Genomic DNA, 14,884 nt, shown 5'->3' on the forward strand with positions numbered 1-14,884 from the left:
GGTGTGCGACTTCGTGAGGTAGCGGGGCAGGTCGTGGCCGCACATCAGGAAGTCGTCCACAGACGTCATGAAGTAGCTTCAGGACTACCTGACTTCGGCCGAATCGATGAACCATTCCGGTGGTGCCGCCCTATGGTCTGGACGCGCCGTGAATCACGGGCGTACGAGCCGCGTCATGAACGAGAACCGCACGATCCGACACACGATCCACCGCACGAGCGGCACCGCGAGAGACAGCTCGAGAGACAGCCTCGAGAGACAGCACGGGCAAGAGCACGAGGAGAGGGACGGGGACGATGACGATGGACCTGTTGTGCACACACATCGATCAGATACGTCCGGTGAAACCCACGGCTGTGGGCTGCGAGGAGTGCCTCGCCGCCGGCGACACCTGGGTGCACCTGCGGATGTGCCTCAGCTGCGGGCACGTCGGATGCTGCGACTCGTCGAGGAACCGTCACGCCACCCGGCACTACCGGACCACCGAGCACGCCATCGCGGCCTCCCACGAGCCCGGCGAGGACTGGGCCTGGTGCTACGCCGACCAGCTCATGCTGGACCCGGCATGAGCGCGGCCCCGGAGAGTTCCGCCGCCGCGACCACCTCGGCCGCCACCGCCGCCGACCGCGCGGAGCACAAGAAGCCGGTCATCCTCGCCGTGGACGACGACCCCCAGGTGCTGCGCGCCGTCCGCCGCGACCTGCGCAGCGCGTACGGCGACCGCTACCGGGTACTCGGCGCCTCCTCGGCCGCCGACGCCCTGAAGATCCTCGACTCCCTCGACGAACGCGGCCACGACCCTGCGCTGTTCCTCGTGGACCAGCGCATGCCGGACGTGACCGGCGTCGAGTTCCTGCTGGAGGCGGTCAGCCGCTTCCCGGACGCCCGCCGCGTCCTGCTGACGGCCTACGCGGAGACCGACGCCGCGATCACTGCCATCAACCGGGTCCGGCTGGACTACTACCTGCTCAAGCCCTGGGACCCGCCGCACGAGCGACTCTTCCCGGTCCTGGACGACCTGCTGTCGGACTGGCTGGCCACCTACCGGCCGGCGTACGACGGGATCATCGTCGCGGGCCACCTGGTCTCCCCCGGCACCCACGCCGTCCGGGACTTCTTCACCCGCAACGGCCAACCGTTCCGCTTCCTCAACGTCGAGCGGGACCCCGAGGCGCTGACCCTGATCGCCGCCCAGCCCGACGGAGCGCTCCCCCTCGTCCGCTTCCCGGACGGCTCGGTCCTTTCCGCCCCGACCGACACCCAGCTCGCCCAGCGCCTGGGCCTGGCCACCACCGCCTCCCGCCCGCACTACGAGTGCGTCATCGTCGGCGCCGGCCCGGCGGGCCTGGCGGCCGGCGTCTACGCGGCCTCCGAGGGTCTGTCGACCCTCATGCTCGACTCCCGCGCCCCCGGCGGTCAGGCGGGCACCTCCAGTCTGATCGAGAATTACCTCGGCTTCCCCTCGGGCCTCTCGGGCGGCGACCTGACCCGCCGCGCCACCATCCAGGCCTCCCGATTCGGCGCCGAGATCCTGCACCCCGTGGAGGTGGTCTCGCTGACCCGGGACGACCCGGCCAAGATCCTCACCCTGGCCGACGGCACGGAGATCTCCGCCGAGACGGTGCTGCTGGCCACCGGGGTCTCGTACAACCGCCTCGACGCCCCCGGCGCGGACCGCTTCGAGGGGGCCGGCCTCTACTACGGCGCGGCCACCACGGAGAGCTCGGCCTGCATCTCGCAGCACGTGTTCATCGTCGGCGGGGCGAACTCCGCGGGCCAGGCGGCGGTGCACTTCGCCAAGTACGCCGCCCGCGTGACGATCCTGGTCCGCGCGGCCTCCCTGGACGCGAGCATGTCCCGCTACCTGATCGACGAGATCGACCGCACCCCGAACATCGAGGTGAAGGTCCGCACGACGGTGGTCCGACTGGACGGCGAGGATCACCTCGAACGCCTCACGCTCCACCACGCCGACACGGGCGAGGACACGGAGATCCCGGCCCGGTTCATGTTCACCTTCATCGGCGCCCGCCCGCACACCGACTGGCTCGCGGGCGTCGTCGAACGGGACGAGTACGGCTTCGTCCTCACCGGCTCGGACCTGATCGCGAACGGCGGCGAACTCCCGGCCGAGTGGAGCCTGGAGCGCGCCCCGTACCCCCTGGAGACGAGCGTCCCCGGCGTCTTCGCGGCGGGGGACGTCCGTGCCCACTCGGTGAAACGGGTGGCCTCCGGGGTGGGCGAGGGTGCGATGGCCGTGTCGCTGATCCACCGCTACCGCTCGATGGGCTGAGAGCGAACGCCGCGAGCCTTGCGATCAAGGCGGCAACGGATGCAACGTTGATTACATGATTACAGCCGAACAGAGCGAACAGCTCCGCGCGTGGTTCGCCGAGCGCCTGCCGGTCGACGTCTACGAGTCCCTGGACTCGGTCACCCTCGACCGCGAGGAGATCACGGTCGTCGGCGTCATACCGGCGACCGAATCGGTCAAGGAATTCCGCGAACGCACCCGCGAACAGCGCATCGAGGTGGCCCGCGAGGCCGAGGAACTCTACCGCCGCAAGGTCGCCTGGGGCGTACGGGTGGGTGAGGAGACGACCCTCTTCACCCATCTCGCCGTCCCGGTGATGACCCGCCTGCGCCAGTCCGAACGCCAGGTCCTCGACACCCTGGTCGCCGGCGGGGTGGCCCGCAGCCGGGCCGACGCCCTCGCCTGGTGCGTCCGGCTCGTCGGCCGCAACACCGACGAGTGGCTGACCGAGCTGCGCGACTCCCTGGACAAGGTGCAGCGGGTCCGCGCCCAGGGCCCGGACGTGTCCGAACCGACCGACTCCATGAAGTCCGAGTCCGATTGACGAATCCGCCCCACGGCGGCGCGTGATCGCGTAAGGCTGGCGACGACCGACACCCAGGGAGAGGCACGCACCCATGACCACCACCGTCGAATACATCCGCTACCGGATCGCATTGGACGACCAGTCGGCCTTCGAGGACGCGTACGCCCGGGCCGCCGAGTCCCTGGCCGCCTCGCCCGAGTGCATCGACTACGAGCTGGCCCGCTGCGAGGAGGAGAAGGAGCGCTACATCCTCCGGATCCGATGGACCTCGATCGAGGACCACCTGGGCGGGTTCCGCAAGGGCGAGCACTTCCCGGCCTTCTTCAACGCGATCCGTCCGTACGTGACGGCCATCGAGGAGATGCAGCACTACCTCGTGACGGGCGTCGTGGGCACGGGAAAGGCCACCGAACAGCGATGAGCACCACACCCACCATCTACGAGTGGATGGGCGGAGCGGAGGCGATGAACCGCCTCACGGACGCCTTCTACACCCACGCCCTGCAGGACGAGATCCTGGCCCCGGTCTTCGCCGGCATGGACTCGGAACACCCGCAGCACGTCGCGGTCTGGCTGTCGGAGGTCTTCGGCGGCCCCTCGGACTACACCGCCCACCACGGCGGCCACCAGCACATGGCCACCAAGCACCTGGGCCGGGCGATCACCGAGCGGCAGCGCCGCCGCTGGGTGGACCTGCTGATGGACACGGCCGACGAGGTCGGCCTCCCGACGGACCCGGAATTCCGCGGCGTGTTCGCCTACTACATCGAGTGGGGCACCCGCATGGCCCTGATCTACTCGGGCCCCAACCCACCCCCGGTCGACGCGGCCAAGATCCCGGTCTGGTCCTGGGGCCAAACCCCACCCTGGATCCCGAAAACCCCCGACGCCTGACCCCTGGGGGCAGGCCTCCCACCTGCCCCCAGCAGTCAGCCCCGCCGGCGCTTGAGGCGGGCCTTCAGGCCCCGCCGGCGTTTGAGGCGCTCTTTCAGCCCCGCCGGCGTTTGAGGCGCGGGGTCCGGGGCGGAGCCCCGGCAACCGGCCCGGGGCCGGCCTCACCCTCGGCCAGCACCACCACCAACTGCGGCCCGGCACCGTCGCCACCGGCCCGCCAGAAGTCCACGGCCTCCTCCAGCACCTCCAGCAACGTCTCCCACTCCCCCGGGCGGGCATCGGCGTACCCACGCCACGACGTCACGGCCACCAGCCACCCCCCACCGGGCACCGCCACCGGCGCCGGCAACCACGACAGGTCCCGCAGCGCATCGGCCAGCGCATCCCAGTTCCCGCCGACCCACTCCGGCAACCGCAAGGCAGCCCCGCAGCGGCGCATCAGCTCGGCCTTGCCCCGCACCCCGCTCAGGTCCAGCCGTACGGTCGTCCGGCCCGCGGCCTCGGCGGCTTCGAGCGCCGGCGCGAGCGGCTGGGGGTCCAGGCTCATCGGAGAACCGCCTTGAAGGTGTCGTAGTGGTCGTCCGTGTAGTAGAACTCCCCACCCTCACCCGTCACGATCCGCCGGGCTCCGCGATCACGCTCTCCTGGCGTCCGCACGGTGTACTCGTGGTAGTAACCACGTTTCTGCTTGGGCAGGGCCTTCTCGAAGTTCCCGAAGACCGTGCCGTCCTGCCGATAGGGGTACGGCCCGCCCTTGTCGATGAGCGCGAGCACGTCGCGGGCCTGCCGCGGCAGCCCGTCGGCCCGCACGGTGGCCATCCCCTTCGCCCACCCCGGTACGGCAGGGGCGTCGTCAGAGGCGCTCGCACGGGAGCTCGCACCGGAACTCGCACTGGTGGCGGCGGCAGGCGCGGGTTTCTGCCCGCCACAACCCACCGCACCGACCAACGCGGCACACAGGAACAGGGCCCCCAGCAAACGCAGCAACGATCGGGGCACGTTCCGAAAGATCATGCACCGATCGTGCCAAATATCCGATTCGCTCGCGAATCGCCCGGTCGCCTCAGAGAGCGGCCATCTTGGTGTAGGGACTCAGAATTCGCTTCTGGACCGAACCGAAGTCGACGAGAACAGCGATCCCCTCCTCGATTCCGACGACACGGCCGAGGCCGTGCTCATCGTGGGTAACCCGGTCGCCGACGTTGAACTGCCGGATCGGCTGCTCCACGGGGGCCTTGAACGGGCTGGACGGCAAATGGCGGCGAGGTACTGCTGACTTTGTCATTGGAACCAGTATGCGCCCAGGAGGCCGCCGCGCGGTCCGCCGTTCGGATCTCAATTCCAGCACCATCCGCATCGGCCGCGACAGCGAACGGCCGCCGCGACCCGTCATGCCCGGTCAGACGGCGTCAGTCGTCCGGGTCGGCCCGGTCCAAGGCCGGCCGCAGCCCTGGGGCCGACTCGGTGAGGAGGTAGTCGGCGACGGCCGTGTCCGTGACGAGACTGGTCACCAGCCCCGACCTCAGCACGGCTCCGATCGCCGACGCCTTGCGCAGTCCGCCCGCGATCGCCACGACCTCGGGGATCCGCCGCAGCCGGTCCGCCTCCACCGTGATGCACCGCTCGCCGAGGTCCCGACCCACACGACGCCCCTCGGAGTCGAACAGGTGCGCGGACATCTCGGCCGCCACACCCAGCGAGGCGTAGTGCTCCCGCTCCTCGTCGGTCAGCATGTCGTGCACGGTCGAGATGCCCGGCTCCCACGAACCGATCGACACGGCCGCGACCGTCACCTTGTCGAAGTACTCGAAGGCGCGCGCGATCCCCGTCTGGCTACGCAGCGCGGCCGCGGTCGCCGGATCGGGCAGCAGCATCGGCGCGTAGATCGGGTGCGCGTCACCGCCCGACACCTGGGCGGCCCGACGTACGGCCTCGACCGAGCCGCGCTCGGCGGTCCCCGCGTCGTACACGCCCGTCAGCTGCACCACGGTGCACTGGGGCAGCCGGTGCAGGGAGGCTGCCATGTGAATGGTCGACCGCCCCCACGCCAGGCCCAGTACGTCGCCCTCGTTCACGAGCTCGCCCAGCAGATCGGCGGCGACCGCGCCCAGGTTCTCCGGGTCGGGGGCGTCCTCGGTGGCGTCGGCGGGCGACTCCACGACGACGGCGTGCCGAAGCCCGTACCGGGCCCTGAGCGCGTCCGACCGCTCGGCATCGAGCTCGGCCGGCACCCGGATCTCGATCCGTACCAGGTCACGTTCGAGGGCGGTCTCCAGGACCCTGGCCACCTTGAAGCGGCTCACGCCGAACTCCTCGGCGATCTGGATCTTGGACTTTCCCTCCAGGTAGAAGCGGCGTGCCATGGCCGCCGCCTGCACCAGCTCCGCGGGTCCCATCCGCAGGGCTGACCGTCCCGCCGACATTGCAGACACCGCGCTCTCCTCACTGCTGTTCACACTCTCGACTCGCCGTTCATCCTGTCAGATCCGACGGCCGTTGATCAGCCTGGACAGCTCCCGTTCACCGAGCTGTTCATCAACCCTTGGTTCAGTGGTCGCAAGCCCACGGCGCGGCCGCGATCGCCGCACCCGCCTGCTCACGCAGCGTACGCACGGCGGTGGCGGGGTCGACCGCTCCGTAGACCGCGCTGCCCGCCACGAAGACGTCCGCGCCGGCCTCGGCACAACGCTCGATGGTCGAGGCCGAGACCCCGCCGTCCACCTGGAGCCACAGCTCCAGACCGTGCTTGGAGATCAGCTCCCGGGTACGGCGGATCTTGGGGAGCATGATGTCGAGAAAGGGCTGGCCGCCGAAGCCGGGCTCGACCGTCATGATCAGCAGCATGTCGAGCTCGGGGAGGATGTCCTCGTACTGTTCGATCGGTGTCGCGGGCTTGAGCGCCATCGAGGCGCGCGCCCCCTTGGCCCGGATCTCCCGCGCGAGCCGCACGGGCGCGGCGGCGGCCTCGGCGTGGAAGGTGACCGAGCCCGCTCCGGCCTCCACGTACTGGGGGGCCCAGCGGTCCGGGTTCTCGATCATCAGGTGAAGATCCAGCGGGATGTCCGTGGCCCTGCTCAGGGATTCCACGATCGGCATTCCGAGGGTGAGGTTCGGGACGAAGTGGTTGTCCATCACATCGACGTGCAGCCAGTCGGCCCCCTCGACGGCCTTCGCCTCCTCGGCGAGTCGGGCGAAGTCGGCGGACAGGATGCTGGGATAAATCTGAGCGGCCATGCCCCAAGCCTGCCATGCCCCCACCGGGTTCCGGCCACGACCCCGCAAGTCGTCCCACACAGGACAGGACGGAGCGCCGGGCGGCGGTACAGCGGGGACCGGTGGATGCGAGAGCGCCCACCGGGGCCGGGATCCGGCCGCCGGGCGGGGGCGGGGCGGGGGGCGTCGGGAGGCGGGATCCTGTCGGGCGGCATCAGAGGTGGGTATGGGGGTTTCCCGTCAGTCCCATCGTCCCTCCGGGGCGGACCGGTCCCTCAAGGGCGCTCCCTGCGGTCGCGTCGCTTCGCGATGGCCTGCGGCCACCCTTGACCGACCGTCCCGCCCCGGAGAAACGAAAGACTGCCGAGAAGCCCCCAAAAGAACGAGCCGGTCGATCCTTTCAGGGACGGGGACATCACAGAAGCCCAGGCAGGCCCGGGTGGGCGCGGTCCCGAGACGGGCCCCTAGGAGGCCGTCCGTGTCGGTGGGGCGCGCCCGATCGCTACGCGCTCCCCACCTCTCAGCGTCCGACCACCGTCTGTGGCTGGACATAGGCCGCCCACGAACTCGGTCCGTTGCCGACCTGCGTCCGACGACCGTCTTGGGTTGGACATAGGCCGCCCATGCCCCTGGGGCGTTCCCCACGTGAGGCGTCCGACGACCGTTTGGGGTGCAAGGGCGTGGAAGCGCGGCTGTTCCGTGGTGGATGCGGGTCAGCGCGCGTGGACGGTCCGGACGGCCGAAGATTTGCCCTTATTGCCCCGCTTTGAGGGTGGGTTGGTGGTGCCGGGCTCGCGCTGACCCGCATCCACCACCGATGGGCCGAGCTGTCGGCCGTCCGCCCCTCTCATCGCCTCTCGTCAGCCCCTGACGGCCGCCGGTCGCGGTCAGCGAGAAGCACCCAAGGGGGATGGCGGCCTCTGTCCAAGTCCCGGTCAGCCTGCAGCCGCCTCCCATCGCAAGCGCCTACGGGTGGTGGGCGGCCTATGTCCGGCCACAGACGGTCGTCGGACGCTGAGAGGTGGGGAGCGCGTAGCGATCGGGCGCGTGCCGGGGCCCCGGGTGGGCTTGCCGTGGGGCCGTCTCGGGACCGTGCTCACCCGGAGCAGGGTCGGGGGGCTGTGATGTCCCCGCCCCTCAGGCCTTGGACCGGCTCGTTCTTTGGGGGGCTTCTCGGCAGTCTTTCGTTTCTCCGGGGCGGGACGGTCGGTCAAGGGTGGCCGCAGGCCATCGCGAAGCGACGCGACGACGAAGGAGGAGCGCCCTTGAGGGACCGGCCCGACCCGGAGGGACGATGGGACTGACGGGAAACCCCCATACCCCTCCCTGATGCCGGTCGAGTGGATCCCGCTCCCGCTCCCGCCCCCACCCCCGCAGCACAGCCAGCCAGGCAGCCAGCCAGGCACCCACCGCTAGGTTCTCAGCAGTTACTCGGAAACAGGAGCTCGAACCTCGTCATGGCCAACGCCCTCGCACGTCTTGCCGAGATCGCCCCAGCCCCGGGCGAGCCCCTCCGGAAGGATTGGGGCGAGGTCGAGCGCAGACTCGGTGTCGGGCTTCCCGCCGACTACAAGGAGCTCATCGAGGTGTACGGGGGCAGCAACTGGGACGACTACCTCTACGTCCTGGAGCCCTCCTGCCCCAACAAGCAGTACGACTTGCTCGCATGGGCAGAGCACCAGGCCGAGGACCTCGAAGACCTGTGGGGGTTCGAGAAGAAGCCGGCGGAGCTGGAGGTGGCGGGGACGCAGGTCGTCCTCTGGGCGACCACGGACAACGGGGAGTGCCTCTACTGGCTGCTCCGGCCGGGCGTTGAACCGGACCGGTGGACCGTCATGGTGAACGAGGCGCGCGGCGACCGGTGGGAGCACTTCCCCGTGTCCTGTACCCGGTTCCTCGCCTCCGCGCTCGACGGAGAGCTGCAGTCGGGCATCCTCTCGTCCTCGTTCCCCCTCGCCGCACACGAGTTCCGCCGGCTTCGCGCGGTCTGACGTACCTCGGACGCCCCATGGCCGGCGACGACCGGTGCCCGGACGACCGGCCGACCCATGCCGGCGTCGTCCGGGTACCGCTCCACGCGGGCCGGAGTGGGTGGGGGTGGGGGTGGGCCGGAGCGGCCCACCCCGCCCGACTACGCCGTGCGCCTCAGCAGCGCCAGGTACATCGCGTCCGTGCCGTGCAGGTGGGGCCACAGCTGGACGTCCGGGCCGTCGCCCAGGGCCGGGACGCCCTGCATGAAGGGCCGTGCGTCGATCAGTTCCGCGGACACCGGGGAGTGGCCCGCGCCGCGGCCCTTCAGGACGTCGTCCACGACGACCCGGGTCTCCGCCAGGTGCGGGGAGCACGTCGCGTAGCCCACGATGCCGCCCACCCGCACGGCCGACAGCGCCTCGCGCAGCAGCCCGCGCTGGAGCGGCGCGAAGCCCTCCAGATCCTCCGGGCGGCGGCGCCAGCGGGCCTCCGGGCGGCGGCGCAGCGCGCCCAGGCCCGAGCAGGGCACGTCCATCAGGACGCGGTCGAAGGAGCCCGGCAGCCAGGCCGGGCGGGTGCCGTCGGCCGCGATGACCTGGTACGGGCCGGGGTTGCCCGCGAGCGAGCGCTCCACGAGCCGGGCCCGGTGCGGCTGCTTCTCCGAGGCCAGCAGGAAGGCTCTGCGCTGTGCCGCCAGCGCCGCGAGCAACGCCGCCTTGCCGCCGGGGCCCGCGCAGCCGTCGAGCCAGCGCTCGTCGCGGCCCTCGACCGGCGCGGCCGCCAAGGCCATGGCGACCAGCTGGCTGCCCTCGTCCTGCACGCCCGCGCGGCCGTCGCGGACCGCTTCCAGCGCGCCCGGTTCGCCGCCCTCGGCCATCCGGACGGCGTACGGCGACCAGCGGCCCGGCAGTGCCGACTCCTCGCCGACCGCCTCCAGCAGCTCCTGCGGTGTGGACCGGCCCGGGCGGGCCACCAGGGTCACCTCGGGCCGTTCGTTGTCGGCCTCCAGCAGGTCCTCGATGCCCGCGCGCCCGCCGCCCAGCGAGTCCCACAGGGCGCTGACGACCCACCTGGGGTGCGAGTGGTACACCGCGAGGTGTTCCTCGGCGTCCTCCTCGTAGGGCGGGGCGACGCGCTCCAGCCAGCCGTCGAGGTCGTGCGCGGCGATCTTGCGGAGGACGGCGTTCACGAACTTGGCGCGCCCGTCCCCGAGCACCACCCGGGCCAGTTCCACGCTCGCCGAGACCGCCGCGTGCGTGGGGATGCGGGTGCCGAGCAGCTGGTGGGCGCCGAGCGAGAGCACGTCCAGCACCGGCGGGTCCACCTCCCGCAGCGGGCGGTCGATGCACGCCTTGATGACGGCGTCGTAGGTGCCCTGGCGGCGCAGTGTCCCGTAGACCAGCTCGGTGGCCAGTGCCGCGTCACGCGCTTCGAACTTCTCGTCCTGGCGGGCCTTCTTGAGCAGCGGCGGCAGCACGAGGTTGGCGTAGGCGTCGCGCTCGTCCACCGCCCGCAGCACCTCGAAGGCCAGCATCCGGACGGGGTCCTTCTGGGGCCGACGGTACGGCTTGGCCTGCTTGCCACCCGCGCCCGCGGGGGCGGGCTTGCGACGGGGCTGACGGGGCTGTTCGCTCACGTGAAAGGTGCTCCGGGTTTACGAGTTCTTCGAGTGCTACGAGTTCGTACGGGTGCCACAGGTGCCACAGGTGCCACAGGATCTTGCCTGCGTGCGGGGCCTGCCTGCGTGCGGGGCCTGCGCGCGTGCGGTCCGCGGGTGGGGCGCGGGGACGTCCGGGCTCGGACGTCCCCACCGATCAGCCTACGTCGGCTCCGCCGAGCCGCTCGCCGGGAGCGATCCGGACCCCGCGGGCCCAGTCGGCGGCCCGCATCGGCTTCTTGCCCTGCGGCTGCACCCAGAGCAGTTCCACGGCGTGCGAGCCGGTGCCGACGTACACGTTGTTCTTGGCGGGGGAAAGCGCGCCCGGCTCCAGGTCGGTCCGGTCGGGCACCAGCCCCAGGGAGATCAGCTTGAGTCGTTCTCCGCGGAAGACGGTCCACGCGCCCGGCGCGGGCGTGCAGCCGCGCACCACGCGGTCGGCGCGCATCGCGGGGGCGGTCCAGTCGATCCGGGCGTCGTCCACGGTGATCTTGGGCGCGTGGGAGATTCCGTCGTGGGGCTGCTCGACGGCGCGCAGGGTGCCGTCCTCGATGCCGTCCATGGTGGCGGCGAGCAGTCCGGACCCGGCGAAGGCGAGGCGGGTGAGGAGGTCGCCGCTGGTGTCGGTGGGCCGGATCTCCTCGGTGAGGATGCCGTAGACCGGGCCGGTGTCCAGGCCCTCCTCGATGCGGAAGGTGGAGGCGCCGGTGACCTGGTCCCCCGCGATGATCGACTGCTGGACGGGCGCGGCTCCGCGCCATGCGGGCAGCAGCGAGAAGTGCAGGTTGACCCAGCCGTGCCGGGGGATGTCGAGGGCGCTCTTGGGGATCAGTGCCCCGTAGGCGACGACCGGGCAGCAGTCCGGGTCGATCTCGCGCAGCCGGGCCTGGAAGTCGGGGTCGCGGGGGCGGGTGGGCTTGAGCACCTCGATGCCCGCTTCCTCGGCGCGTTCGGCGACCGGGCTGGCGACGAGGCGGCGACCGCGGCCGGCCGGTGCGTCGGGCCGGGTGATGACGGCGGCGACCTCGTGCCGCCCGGAGGCGATCAGGGCGTCCAGGGCGGGTACGGCGACCTCGGGGGTGCCTGCGAAGACGAGCTTCACTGGGGGACTACCTCGCTAATCTCGGCTGTCAGCAGCGCACCAGTCTATGGGGCGTCCGTCTGGCCGCCCACCTGTGGTGTTGAGGGGGCGTACGCACATGCGCGCGCCCCTCGCATATGCCGACACGCCCCCACAGCGTGACCTGGGCGACGGGTGGCGCGTTGGTCAAAAGAGATTGACCGAAACGGGCCGCGGGTGAACGGTGTCTGCGGCCCGATCCGCCCTTCAGCACCGGTTCGAGAGGCTTCTTCATGGCCGACCACGCCACCCACGACGCTCAAGCCCGGGCCAGCCTGCACCTCCTGGTAAGGGACATCGAGCGGGTTCGCCGGCAGGTGGATGCCCTGCGTACGCTCACCGCCCAGCTCGGCAACGTGTACCGCCCGCGCCGATCGGGTCCCTCCACCGGCTTCGTCGTCTACGGCCGGGCGCCCGCGCCGACCGTCCGCCTCGCGCAGGAGCTGCGGGACAGCGTCGAGACGCTGGTCACCGCGGCGGTGGACTTCGACCGCTCGCTCGGTTTCTCGTGGGACGCGGTCGGTTCGGCGCTCGGTGTCACCAAGCAGGCCGTGCACCGCCGCTACGGGGCCCGGCGGGCGCAGTCCGCCGAGGCCGCGGAGCCGCCGGCCGAGGGGACGACCACCCGGACCCTGGGGCCGCTGCCGACCGTCCCGGCGGCCCGCTCGATGCCGCCGCAGCCGGTGCGCGAGGAGGCCCAGGCGGCCACCGCCGGAGGTGTCGCCGTGCCCAGGCTCGGCGAGGCTCCCCGCTCCCCCGCCTTCCCCGGTCCGCGCAACGGCTGACGAGTGTCCTGCCGCCGGGACGCCGACACCCGACGGCCGGCCGCCCCCGCGCGCCGCGTCTGATTCCGCCCCTGGTGGGACGACCGTACGGGTCGCCCCACCAGGGGTTTCGGCGTTCGGCCCCGGCCTCTCGCGCACCGGCGCGGCGGTGTCAGCCGATGTCGGGCGGGTCGATCCGGACCCGGACGGCCTCCGCCGCCGGACCCCCCTTCGCCAGCCGGGCCGCCTGCGCCGTCTTGAGGGCGGCCGCCAGGGCGGCTCCGCTGCCCGGCGGGACCCGGACCAGGGCCCGCTCCCCTGGGGACGGCTCCCCGCGCCGCCCCGGGATCGGCACCGGTCCCAGGATCTCCGCGTCGGGCGGAAGCCCGGCTCCGGCCAGGAAGGCTTCCACCGCCTCGCCCCGACCGGCCACCGCCGCCATCCGGGACACCGGCGGGAAGCCGAGTTGGGACCGCTCCGCGAGTTCCCGTACGGCGTGTCCCACCGGGTCCCAGCGGACGAGCGCCTGGACGGGCCGCAGCGTGGGCTCGGCGACCACCACGACCTGCCCGTCGCCGCGGACCAGGGAGGCGGCCGCGATCCACCGGCGCAGCGCGTCCTCGCCGGCCCGCAGGTCGGGCCGGGTCAGCATGGCCCAGCCGTCGAGCAGCAGCGCGGCGGCGTACCCGGCGCCCGCCGCCACCGGTTCGGCGCCGGGGGTGCAGACCACCAGCGCGGGCCGGTCCGGTACCTCGTCGAGGATGTGGTCGCGCCCGGAGGTCCGTACGGCGACGGCCGGGAAGGCCCGGCCCAGTTCCTCGGCGGTGCGCCGGGCCCCGACCACCTGGGCCCGTAGCCGGAAGGAGCCGCATTCCTCGCAGTGCCAGGACGGCTCGTCCCGCCCGCACCATCCGCAGGTCAGGCCCCGCTCGTCGGGGGCCTCCAGCGGCCCGGCGCAGACCGTGCAGCGGGCGGGGGTGCGGCACCGCTCGCAGGCCAGCCGGGGTGCGTAGCCCCGGCGCGGTACCTGTACCAGTACGGGCCCGGTCTTGAGCCCTTCCCGTACGGTCTCCCAAGCCAGGCTCGGCAGGCGTGCGGCCCGGGCGGCCTCGTCGCGGGCGAGCAGCTCGTCCCCGACGGTCCGGATCCGGGGCGCGCAGGCCCGTACGGTCTCGCGGTCGGCGATCAGGGGCCTGGCCCAGCCGGACTCGACCAGTTGGGCGGCCTCCACGGTGCAGCTCGTGCCGCCGACGAGGAAGCCGCAGCCGTCGCCCACGGCACGCAGTTCCAGTACCTCGCGGACGTGCGGGAAGGGAGCGTTGTCGTCGCTGTGGCTGGAGTCGCCGTCGTCCCACACGGCGACCAGCCCGAGGTCGCGTACGGGGGCGAACATCGCGGCCCGGGTGCCGATGACGGCTCGCACGGAGCCGCGGTGCACCGACAGCCACTGGCGGTAGCGCTTCTCGGGACCCGATTCGGCGGTCAGCAGCGCGTGCCGGCCTTCGCCGAGCAGGGCGGTCAGGGCGGCGTCGACGCGGGCGGAGGTCCGTCCGTCGGGGAGCACGGCGAGGGCGCCGCGCCCGGAGGCCAGGGTGGCGGCCATGGCGCGGGCGAGTTCGTCGGCCCAGCCGGGGCCGGGCAGGGCGGTCCATACGGCGCGCGGGCTGCCGCCGGTGGCGAGGGCGCGCAGGAAGCCGGGGCCGGCGCCGTACCGCTCCCAGCCGGCGGGCTCGGGGGCCGCGGGTGGCGGCAGGGGCTCGGGGGAGGGCTTGGCCTCGGCGCGGGCGCTGCGCGCGGGCAGGGCGAGCTGGAGCACGTCGGCGAGGCTGCCCGCGTACCGGTCGGCGACGGCCCGGGCGAGGGCGAGCATGCGGGGGCTGAGGACCACTTCGGGCGAGACCACATGGGCGAGGGCGGCCAGCGCGCCCTCGTAGTCGGACTCGGCGAGGCGCTCCACGATGAAGCCGTCGATGAGGCCGCCCCCCTCTCGGCGGCCGCCGTGCACGTGGTGGGAGCCGGCGCCGAAGCGGACACGGACGCGGACGCCGGGCTGGGCGGCCTCGGAGAGCTCTTCGGGGACGGCGTAGTCGAAGGTCCGGTCGAGGTGGAGCACGCCCTTGTTCACGAGGACCCGGGCGACGGGCAGCTCGGCGGCGAGGGCGGCCCCGCGCCAGGTACGCGGCTTCGCCTTGGGCGCCTTGGCCTTCGCCTCGGCGACGATGTCCCGAATCAGTGCGAGCTGCTCCGGCGGGCCTCCCGCCTCGGTTTCGCTCTCGCCGTTGTCGCTGCTCACCGCAGCATTCTTACAAACGGCACCGACAGTGGACGCTCTCCCGACGCCGAGGCGGGCGGCGGCGGGTGAGCGACGCACCACGGCCCCGGACCAGCGAGGGTCCGGGGCCGTGGGTGTCCGCCGTGGGGCGGG

The 14,884-nt window shown here is 72.4% G+C and carries 15 protein-coding genes; 7 read left to right on the forward strand and 8 right to left on the reverse strand.

The features are described from left to right. The first annotated feature begins 296 nt into the window (after positions 1 to 296). From ACGFYY_RS14405 to ACGFYY_RS14425, 5 genes are all read left to right on the forward strand, one after another. Positions 297 to 569 carry a UBP-type zinc finger domain-containing protein gene (locus ACGFYY_RS14405; protein WP_030769227.1) on the forward strand — a complete coding sequence of 91 codons (273 nt, stop codon included), beginning with the start codon at positions 297 to 299 and terminating at the stop codon, positions 567 to 569. After that, positions 566 to 2,293 carry an FAD-dependent oxidoreductase gene (locus ACGFYY_RS14410; RefSeq protein ID WP_393709354.1) on the forward strand — a complete coding sequence of 576 codons (1,728 nt, stop codon included), beginning with the start codon at positions 566 to 568 and terminating at the stop codon, positions 2,291 to 2,293. Before ACGFYY_RS14405 ends, ACGFYY_RS14410 begins: the two co-directional genes overlap by 4 nt. Positions 2,294 to 2,348: 55 nt before the next feature. Beyond that, on the forward strand, positions 2,349 to 2,858 hold the full coding sequence (locus tag ACGFYY_RS14415) for a hypothetical protein (protein WP_365266231.1): 510 nt from the start codon (positions 2,349 to 2,351) through the stop codon (positions 2,856 to 2,858). A 73-nt stretch (positions 2,859 to 2,931) separates the two neighbouring features. Next, positions 2,932 to 3,261 carry an antibiotic biosynthesis monooxygenase family protein gene (locus ACGFYY_RS14420; RefSeq protein ID WP_365266234.1) on the forward strand — a complete coding sequence of 110 codons (330 nt, stop codon included), beginning with the start codon at positions 2,932 to 2,934 and terminating at the stop codon, positions 3,259 to 3,261. Further along, positions 3,258 to 3,734 (forward strand): group II truncated hemoglobin, encoded by a 477-nt coding sequence (locus tag ACGFYY_RS14425; RefSeq protein WP_030769215.1) that lies wholly within the window; start codon positions 3,258 to 3,260, stop codon positions 3,732 to 3,734. Before ACGFYY_RS14420 ends, ACGFYY_RS14425 begins: the two co-directional genes overlap by 4 nt. A gap of 94 nt (positions 3,735 to 3,828) precedes the next feature. On the opposite strand, the gene ACGFYY_RS14430 is transcribed toward ACGFYY_RS14425, so the two are convergent. From ACGFYY_RS14430 to rpe, 5 genes are all read right to left on the reverse strand, one after another. Beyond that, entirely contained in the window at positions 3,829 to 4,281 is a 453-nt protein-coding gene (locus tag ACGFYY_RS14430; RefSeq protein WP_393709357.1) for a barstar family protein, read from the reverse strand. After that, positions 4,278 to 4,748, reverse strand: a complete 471-nt coding sequence (locus ACGFYY_RS14435; protein WP_365266239.1) for a ribonuclease domain-containing protein — start codon at positions 4,746 to 4,748, stop codon at positions 4,278 to 4,280. The genes ACGFYY_RS14430 and ACGFYY_RS14435 overlap by 4 nt, the downstream gene beginning before the upstream one ends. A gap of 49 nt (positions 4,749 to 4,797) precedes the next feature. Beyond that, the gene (locus tag ACGFYY_RS14440; RefSeq protein WP_030012151.1) at positions 4,798 to 5,019 is read right to left on the reverse strand and encodes a CarD family transcriptional regulator; all 222 of its coding nucleotides are present in this window, start codon (positions 5,017 to 5,019) and stop codon (positions 4,798 to 4,800) included. Between the two features lie 124 nt (positions 5,020 to 5,143). Continuing rightward, positions 5,144 to 6,157, reverse strand: a complete 1,014-nt coding sequence (locus tag ACGFYY_RS14445) for a sugar-binding transcriptional regulator (protein ID WP_030729529.1) — start codon at positions 6,155 to 6,157, stop codon at positions 5,144 to 5,146. Between the two features lie 124 nt (positions 6,158 to 6,281). Next, entirely contained in the window at positions 6,282 to 6,968 is a 687-nt protein-coding gene (gene rpe, locus ACGFYY_RS14450) for a ribulose-phosphate 3-epimerase (protein ID WP_030729526.1), read from the reverse strand. Between the two features lie 1,436 nt (positions 6,969 to 8,404). Between rpe and ACGFYY_RS14455 the strand changes: the two genes are divergently transcribed. After that, entirely contained in the window at positions 8,405 to 8,938 is a 534-nt protein-coding gene (locus ACGFYY_RS14455) for an SMI1/KNR4 family protein (RefSeq protein WP_393709360.1), read from the forward strand. A 140-nt stretch (positions 8,939 to 9,078) separates the two neighbouring features. On the opposite strand, the gene ACGFYY_RS14460 is transcribed toward ACGFYY_RS14455, so the two are convergent. Both ACGFYY_RS14460 and fmt read right to left on the reverse strand, forming a co-directional pair. After that, complete coding sequence (locus ACGFYY_RS14460) at positions 9,079 to 10,554, reverse strand: RsmB/NOP family class I SAM-dependent RNA methyltransferase (RefSeq protein WP_393709362.1); 1,476 nt, start codon at positions 10,552 to 10,554, stop codon at positions 9,079 to 9,081. 178 nt (positions 10,555 to 10,732) lie between these two features. Next, positions 10,733 to 11,677, reverse strand: a complete 945-nt coding sequence (fmt, locus tag ACGFYY_RS14465) for a methionyl-tRNA formyltransferase (RefSeq protein ID WP_365266248.1) — start codon at positions 11,675 to 11,677, stop codon at positions 10,733 to 10,735. Between the two features lie 251 nt (positions 11,678 to 11,928). Between fmt and ACGFYY_RS14470 the strand changes: the two genes are divergently transcribed. After that, positions 11,929 to 12,480, forward strand: coding sequence for a hypothetical protein (locus ACGFYY_RS14470; protein WP_393709365.1), 552 nt, complete (start codon positions 11,929 to 11,931; stop codon positions 12,478 to 12,480). A 151-nt stretch (positions 12,481 to 12,631) separates the two neighbouring features. On the opposite strand, the gene ACGFYY_RS14475 is transcribed toward ACGFYY_RS14470, so the two are convergent. Beyond that, a complete protein-coding gene (locus ACGFYY_RS14475; protein ID WP_393709367.1) occupies positions 12,632 to 14,752 on the reverse strand; it encodes a primosomal protein N' in 2,121 nt (706 codons plus the stop codon). Positions 14,753 to 14,884: the final 132 nt, after the last annotated feature.

The sequence above is a fragment of the Streptomyces sp. NPDC048331 genome (assembly GCF_043201215.1).
Classification (GTDB): Bacteria; Actinomycetota; Actinomycetes; order Streptomycetales; family Streptomycetaceae; genus Streptomyces.

What these genes read in the sequence shown, in the direction of transcription:
- ACGFYY_RS14430 (WP_393709357.1), bottom strand. Translation starts at nt 4,281, where the DNA reads ATGAGCCTGGACCCCCAGCCGCTCGCGCCGGCGCTCGAAGCCGCCGAG.
- ACGFYY_RS14410 (WP_393709354.1), top strand. Translation starts at nt 566, where the DNA reads ATGAGCGCGGCCCCGGAGAGTTCCGCCGCCGCGACCACCTCGGCCGCC.
- ACGFYY_RS14435 (WP_365266239.1), bottom strand. Translation starts at nt 4,748, where the DNA reads ATGATCTTTCGGAACGTGCCCCGATCGTTGCTGCGTTTGCTGGGGGCC.
- ACGFYY_RS14405 (WP_030769227.1), top strand. Translation starts at nt 297, where the DNA reads ATGACGATGGACCTGTTGTGCACACACATCGATCAGATACGTCCGGTG.
- ACGFYY_RS14445 (WP_030729529.1), bottom strand. Translation starts at nt 6,157, where the DNA reads ATGTCGGCGGGACGGTCAGCCCTGCGGATGGGACCCGCGGAGCTGGTG.
- ACGFYY_RS14440 (WP_030012151.1), bottom strand. Translation starts at nt 5,019, where the DNA reads ATGACAAAGTCAGCAGTACCTCGCCGCCATTTGCCGTCCAGCCCGTTC.
- ACGFYY_RS14420 (WP_365266234.1), top strand. Translation starts at nt 2,932, where the DNA reads ATGACCACCACCGTCGAATACATCCGCTACCGGATCGCATTGGACGAC.
- ACGFYY_RS14455 (WP_393709360.1), top strand. Translation starts at nt 8,405, where the DNA reads ATGGCCAACGCCCTCGCACGTCTTGCCGAGATCGCCCCAGCCCCGGGC.
- rpe (WP_030729526.1), bottom strand. Translation starts at nt 6,968, where the DNA reads ATGGCCGCTCAGATTTATCCCAGCATCCTGTCCGCCGACTTCGCCCGA.
- ACGFYY_RS14470 (WP_393709365.1), top strand. Translation starts at nt 11,929, where the DNA reads ATGGCCGACCACGCCACCCACGACGCTCAAGCCCGGGCCAGCCTGCAC.
- ACGFYY_RS14415 (WP_365266231.1), top strand. Translation starts at nt 2,349, where the DNA reads ATGATTACAGCCGAACAGAGCGAACAGCTCCGCGCGTGGTTCGCCGAG.
- ACGFYY_RS14425 (WP_030769215.1), top strand. Translation starts at nt 3,258, where the DNA reads ATGAGCACCACACCCACCATCTACGAGTGGATGGGCGGAGCGGAGGCG.